This is a genomic window from Burkholderia sp. Ac-20344 (genome assembly GCF_017104975.1).
Lineage (GTDB): Bacteria > Pseudomonadota > Gammaproteobacteria > Burkholderiales > Burkholderiaceae > Burkholderia.
Genome location: NZ_JAAGPP010000276.1, coordinates 1 through 5,591 on the forward strand (window position 1 = coordinate 1; position 5,591 = coordinate 5,591).

General features: G+C 67.3%; 6 protein-coding genes. 4 read left to right on the top strand and 2 right to left on the bottom strand.

Annotation, left to right across the window (positions count from 1 at the left end; translation table 11 throughout):
• On the bottom strand, window positions 1-834 hold an 834-nt coding region (locus tag G3N64_RS38035), incomplete at its 3' end, for a TolC family protein (RefSeq protein WP_241021427.1).
• Window positions 835-988: 154 nt separating this feature from the next.
• Between G3N64_RS38035 and G3N64_RS38040 the strand changes: the two genes are divergently transcribed.
• A complete protein-coding gene (locus tag G3N64_RS38040; RefSeq protein WP_205788735.1) occupies window positions 989-1,825 on the top strand; it encodes a helix-turn-helix transcriptional regulator in 837 nt (278 codons plus the stop codon).
• A gap of 108 nt (window positions 1,826-1,933) precedes the next feature.
• The gene (locus G3N64_RS38045; protein WP_205788736.1) at window positions 1,934-3,301 is read left to right on the top strand and encodes a glutamate--cysteine ligase; all 1,368 of its coding nucleotides are present in this window, start codon (window positions 1,934-1,936) and stop codon (window positions 3,299-3,301) included.
• Window positions 3,302-3,320: 19 nt separating this feature from the next.
• Here G3N64_RS38045 and G3N64_RS38050 read toward each other — a convergent pair whose 3' ends face one another.
• The gene (locus tag G3N64_RS38050; protein WP_205788737.1) at window positions 3,321-4,433 is read right to left on the bottom strand and encodes a 3-deoxy-7-phosphoheptulonate synthase; all 1,113 of its coding nucleotides are present in this window, start codon (window positions 4,431-4,433) and stop codon (window positions 3,321-3,323) included.
• Between the two features lie 385 nt (window positions 4,434-4,818).
• Here G3N64_RS38050 and G3N64_RS38055 point away from each other — a divergent pair, with 385 nt between their 5' ends.
• Both G3N64_RS38055 and G3N64_RS38060 read left to right on the top strand, forming a co-directional pair.
• A complete protein-coding gene (locus G3N64_RS38055; RefSeq protein ID WP_021159585.1) occupies window positions 4,819-5,229 on the top strand; it encodes an acyl-CoA thioesterase in 411 nt (136 codons plus the stop codon).
• A gap of 28 nt (window positions 5,230-5,257) precedes the next feature.
• On the top strand, window positions 5,258-5,591 hold a 334-nt coding region (locus G3N64_RS38060), incomplete at its 3' end, for a hypothetical protein (protein ID WP_205788738.1).

Here is a 5,591-nt window from a genome sequence, read left to right on the forward strand (position 1 = left end):
GTCGGCCGGCACAGCGAGCGCGGCGGCCGGTAGCGGCGCGGGCCGCGCCAGCGAGAGGCTGCGATCGGGGCCGGCGCCGAGCAGGATCGCGAGTGCGATGCGCGCGCTGTCGATCGCCTGCGCGGTGCGTGCCTGCTCGCGCGTCGCGGCAGCGACTTCGCTTTCCGCCTGACGCTGCTGCGCGACGTTGTCGATGCCTTTCGTGACGCGCTGGCGCGTGAGCGTGAGCGCTTCGTCGGCGCGCTCGTATTCGGCCCGCGCGACGTCCTGCTGATCGAATGCGTACGCGAGATTCACGTAGGCGCGCGCAACGTTGACCGACAGCAGCACGCGCGCGGCCTGCGCATCGATTTGCGCGGCACGCGCGTCGCCGAGCGCGGCTTCCCACGCGGCACGGCGGCCGCCCCACAGATCGAGGTCCCAGCTCAGGCCGAGATTGATCTCGCGCGTGTGGCTGAAGAAGCCGCCGCCCTCGCCCGACGAAAACTGGGTGCCGGACAGCCGCTCGGCCTTCGCGCTTGCACGGCCGACGAGGTGCGGCAGCCGCGCGGCCTGCGCTTCGATCACCAGCGCCTGCGCTTCGCGTGCGCGCGCATCGGCGGTCGCGAGATCGGGGTTGCCGGCGAGCGCCTCGTCGATCAGCGCATTCAGTTGCGTATCGTTCAGCGCACGCCACCAGTCGGCGGCCGGCCAGTCGGCGGCCGGCACCTGCGCGAGGCTGCGCGACGCGGCGAGCGTATCGGCGCCGCGCAGCGTGCCGGCCGGCGCGAGCCCGTCGCGGCTCGCGCAGGCGCCGAGCACGACGAGCGCCGCGGCGACGGCGATTCGCGACATGACGCTCAGCGCGCCGGCGTCGCGTGTCCAGGGAGCAAGTGCTGCATGCATCGCATTCCTCTGCTTCGTATCGGTTTGAACACGACATGCATTGTTGGACGCCCCCGGACAAAGCTGATAATGTTGTTTAGACAAAAAATAATGAATTCCGGCCATGCCCATCCGAGACCTTTCTCCCCCGCGCACCGTGCAACGCGCCGACGCCGATCCGAGCGAGCGCGAGGACGGCCCGCCGCTGATCGCCGTCTGGGGCGAGGACGACGGCCGCAACACGTACCGGCTCGGCACCCGCGAGGTCGACTGGCACAGTCATCTGCGCGGCCAGGTGTTCTGCGTGGAAAGCGGTTTCGCGCACGTGCGCACCCCGCACGGTTCGTGGCTGCTGCCGCCGCATCGCGCGGGCTGGATTCCGCCCGGAGAGCAGCACAAGGTCAGCATCAGCGGTGCGTTGAGCGGCTGGAGCGTCGTGATCGCACCGGCCGCGAGCCGGCGGATGCCGGGCCAGCCGTGCGTGATCGCGATCACCGAGCTGATGCGCGCGCTCGTGCGGCGCGCGGTGTCGTGGGCCGACCAGGATCGGCTCGATATCGAGCAGGCGCGCATCAGCGTCGTGCTGCTCGACGAGATGCGCCGCGCACCGCACGAGCCGCTGCACCTGCCGATGCCGCGCGACCGGCGGCTGCTGCGCATCGCCAACGCGATCCTCGGGCAGCCGCACGACAGCCGCACGCTCGACGCATGGGCCGAATGGGCCGGGCTGTCCGCTCGCACGCTGAGCCGGTTGTTCGTCGCGGAAACCGGCACGAGCTTCGCGCAATGGCGTCAGCAGGCGCGTCTGACCCATGCGCTCGAACGTCTCGCGAACGGCGACAGCGTCGCCAACATCGCCGACGCGCTGGGCTATGCGACGCCGAGCAACTTCATCGCGATGTTCCGCCGCGCGTTCGGCGATTCGCCCGCGCATTACTTCGCGAAGCGCAGGCAGCCGTAGTACGGCCCGCACCTATCACCCCTGCCAGTACAGCACCTGCATCGACATCGCTATAGTCGCCGTGCGACCGGCCGGGCGGTCGATCAATGTGACTTGTGGAGGGTGTCGATGTCGAATGCCGTTGGGTCGGACCACACGCCGATCGTCTCCGAGCAGCAGCTTGCCGATCATCTGGCCGCCGGCTGCAAGCCGGCCGCGCAGTTCCGGATCGGTACCGAGCACGAGAAGTTCGTCGTCGCGCGTGCGACGCACGCAGCCGCGCCTTACGACGGGCCGTCAGGGATCGCCGCAGTGCTCGCGCGGCTGCAAGGCGACGGCACGCCGATCGTCGATGCCGGACGGATCGTCGGCGTGATCCAGCGCGATGGCGCGGCGATCTCGCTCGAGCCGGCCGGCCAGCTCGAACTGTCGGGCGCGCCGCTCGATACGCTGCACGATACGCATGCCGAACTGCATGCGCACCTCGCTGCGGCCCGCGACGCGTGCGACCCGCTCGGCCTGCGCTGCGCGCCGCTGGGTTTTCACCCTCACCTTGCGCGCGCGGCGCTGCCGTGGATGCCGAAGCAGCGTTACGGGATCATGCAGCGCTATATGCCGCGCGTCGGGACGCGTGGGCTCGACATGATGCAGCGCACCTGCACCGTGCAGGTCAACCTCGATTTCGCGTCGGAAAGCGACATGGCGCGCAAGATGCGCGTGTCGCTCGCGTTGCAGCCCGTTGCAACCGCGCTGTTCGCGAATTCGCCGTTCTCCGACGGCCGGCCGACCGGCCTGCTGTCGACGCGTGCCCACACGTGGCTCGACACGGACGAGGATCGCTGCGGGGCGCCTGCGCTGTTCCTGTCGCGCAGCTTCGGCTTCGAGCGCTACGTGAGCTGGCTGCTCGACAACGTGCCGATGTATTTCGTGCGGCGCGGCGACCGCTACACGGATGCGACCGGATGGACGTTCCGCGATTTCATGCGACGCCGCATTCCGCACCTCGAGGGCGATACGCCGACGCTCGGCGATTTCGCGGACCATCTGACGACGGTCTTCACCGAAGTGCGGCTGAAGCGCTATCTCGAGATGCGCGGCGCCGATGCGGGCACGCCCGCGATGATGGTCGCGCTGTCCGCGTTCTGGACCGGCCTGCTGTACGATTCGGCCGCGTTGTCGGAGGCCGAGACGCTGGCCGCCGCGATCGACCGTGGCGCGCTGCTGACTTTGCGGCGCGACGTGCCGCGTTTCGGGCTCGGCGCGTCGGTCGACGGCCGCCCGTTGCGCGCGTTCGCGGCCGATGCGCTGGCGATCGCGCATCGCGGCCTGCGCGCGCGGGCGCGCAGGGATGCAGCCGGCCGCGATGAGTCCGTGTATCTCGCGCCGCTCGACGAGATCGTCGCCGGTGCGCCGACCCAGGCCGAGCACTGGCTTGCCCGCTATCGCGACGCCTGGGCCGGCGACGCGACGCGGATCTATGACGAAGCCGAAATCTGACCGTACTGCGCCGGGCGGCTCACGCGCAGCACGCGAGCAGCGGCTCGTGCGCGAATTCGATGTCCGGCGCCGGCGCATGGCCTCGCCGCCGTGCACGAACCGCATGCGCGAGCGTCTCGAGCAGTTGCGTGGTGTCGGCAAACGACACGCACGCGTCGGTGATGCTCTGCCCGTAGCGCAGCGGCATGCCGGGCACGAGATCCTGGCGCCCTTCGATCAGGTTCGACTCGATCAGCACGCCGACGATGCGCGTGTCGCCGGCCGCAACCTGCGCGGCGACGGCCGTGCCGACACCCAGTTGATTGCGGAACTGGCGGCGGCTGTTGCCATGACTGACGTCGATCATCACGCGCGGTGCGCATTGCGCGGCCGCCATGCGCTCGCATGCGGCATTCACGGCGGCCGCGTCGAAATTCGGTTCGCGCCCGCCGCGCAGCACGACGTGCGTATGCGGATTGCCGGACGATGCCGTCGCGCATAGCCGGCCGCCCGCATCGACCGACAGGAAGCGATGCGGGCGCGCGGCCGCGCACATCGCATCGACGGCGACCTGGACGTTGCCGTCGGTGCCGTTCTTGAAGCCGATCGGGATCGGCAGCGACGACGCCAGCTCGCGATGCACCTGCGATTCCACGGTGCGAGCGCCGATCGCACCCCATGCGACCAGGTCGGCCAGGTAGCGCGGCGACAGCGGATCGAGAAACTCGGTCGCCGCCGGCATCTCCGCCCCGTTGATGTCGCACAGCAGCGCGCGGGCCGTATGCAGCCCCGCGTCGATCCGTCCGCTGCCGTCGAGCAGCGGGTCGTTGATGAGCCCTTTCCAGCCGACCGTCGTGCGCGGCTTCTCGAAGTACACGCGCATCACGATTTCCAGCTCGTCCGCGAATCGCGCGCGTTGCAGCGCGAGCCGCGCCGCATAGTCGCGCGCCGCGGCCGGGTCGTGCACCGAGCACGGGCCGGCGATGACCACGAGACGGTCGTCCTTGCCGTTCAGCACGTCGGCGATCGCGTGGCGAGCCGTATGAACCGTGCGCGACGCGCGCAACGTAGGCTGCAGCGTGCCGGCCAGATCCGCCGGGGATGGCAGGTGCAGCACGGCGTCACGGTTCGTCGTCCAGGTATCTGCATGCATGGGGACTGCCCTCCTGTCGATAATTCGGTGGATTTTTTACTACAGCGCGACTGTATTGAATCGCTCTTTCCATGCGCAACTAACATAGTTGCCAGTTTCTAATTCATAACCTTATGAATGACAGAAATAAGCTGGGCCGCAGGAGTATGAAGCGTTGGTTTTGCCCGTTTTTGAGATTTTCATCGGGCGGGAAATTCGATTTTTAATGGAGCGGTTATGGAGTATTTTTCTTGGGGTTGAGGCTGCCGAGTACACGCCCTTCCGCAGCGGATCGCTATTCGTTCTGATAGTGGCGTCCCGATAGGTGTTCGATTAATTTTCAAATTCCTGACAGGCCGATCAGGTTAGAGAATATAAATCAACCCAGTCATTGCGGAGAATCACCATGTCCAAACGTCATTACGAAACGCCCATTCACGTCAAGTATCGCGATACGGATTCGATGGGGCATGTGAGCAGTCCCGTCTATTACGACTATCTGCAGCATTCGTATCTCTGCTACATGTTCGATCTCCTCGGCCTGCCGCGGAGCGAGAAGCTGCCGCACATCATGGTGAAGACGCAGTGCGAGTACCTCGCACCGGCGCAATTCGGCGACAACCTGACGATCCGGTCGAGCATCGTGCGTTTCGGCAGCAAGAGCTTCGATCTCGAACACCTGATGGAGCGCGACGACCAGACCATCGTCGCGCGGGGCATGTCGACACACGTGATGTTCGATTACGCGAACAACACGACGCAGGCGGTGCCCGACGAGTTCAAGGCACGCGTGCTCGAATTCCAGGGTTCGCTGTGAGGCACGCGCGCCATTCCGGGAGCGACACGTGAGCGCCGCGGTGGCGCGCGCCCGGCGGCGGATCGATGCGATCGTCGAGCGGCGCGACGATCGCGCGATCGTCATCGTCCGGCATGCCGCGCAGGCGTTGCTCGATCCGGCCGCGCTCGAGCGGCACCGCGCGCTCGTCAGCCGCCACGAGGACGAACTCGAGGTGCTGCTGCAGCCGTGCGGTGGCGTGCACGACGGCGTGCGGCCGCTCGAGCGGAACAGCGTCGTGTCGGGGAAGAGTGGCAACAACTGTGTATACTTGTGGGGTTGTGTGGCCACTAAAAATAAACTTAGATCACGTACACGCGTCTGCGGGTCTACTAACATTGATT

Bases quoted from the DNA above. Each gene is read 5' to 3' on its own strand.
- G3N64_RS38040 (WP_205788735.1), top strand. From the start codon at position 989: ATGCCCATCCGAGACCTTTCTCCCCCGCGCACCGTGCAACGCGCCGAC.
- G3N64_RS38055 (WP_021159585.1), top strand. From the start codon at position 4,819: ATGTCCAAACGTCATTACGAAACGCCCATTCACGTCAAGTATCGCGAT.
- G3N64_RS38050 (WP_205788737.1), bottom strand. From the start codon at position 4,433: ATGCATGCAGATACCTGGACGACGAACCGTGACGCCGTGCTGCACCTG.
- G3N64_RS38045 (WP_205788736.1), top strand. From the start codon at position 1,934: ATGTCGAATGCCGTTGGGTCGGACCACACGCCGATCGTCTCCGAGCAG.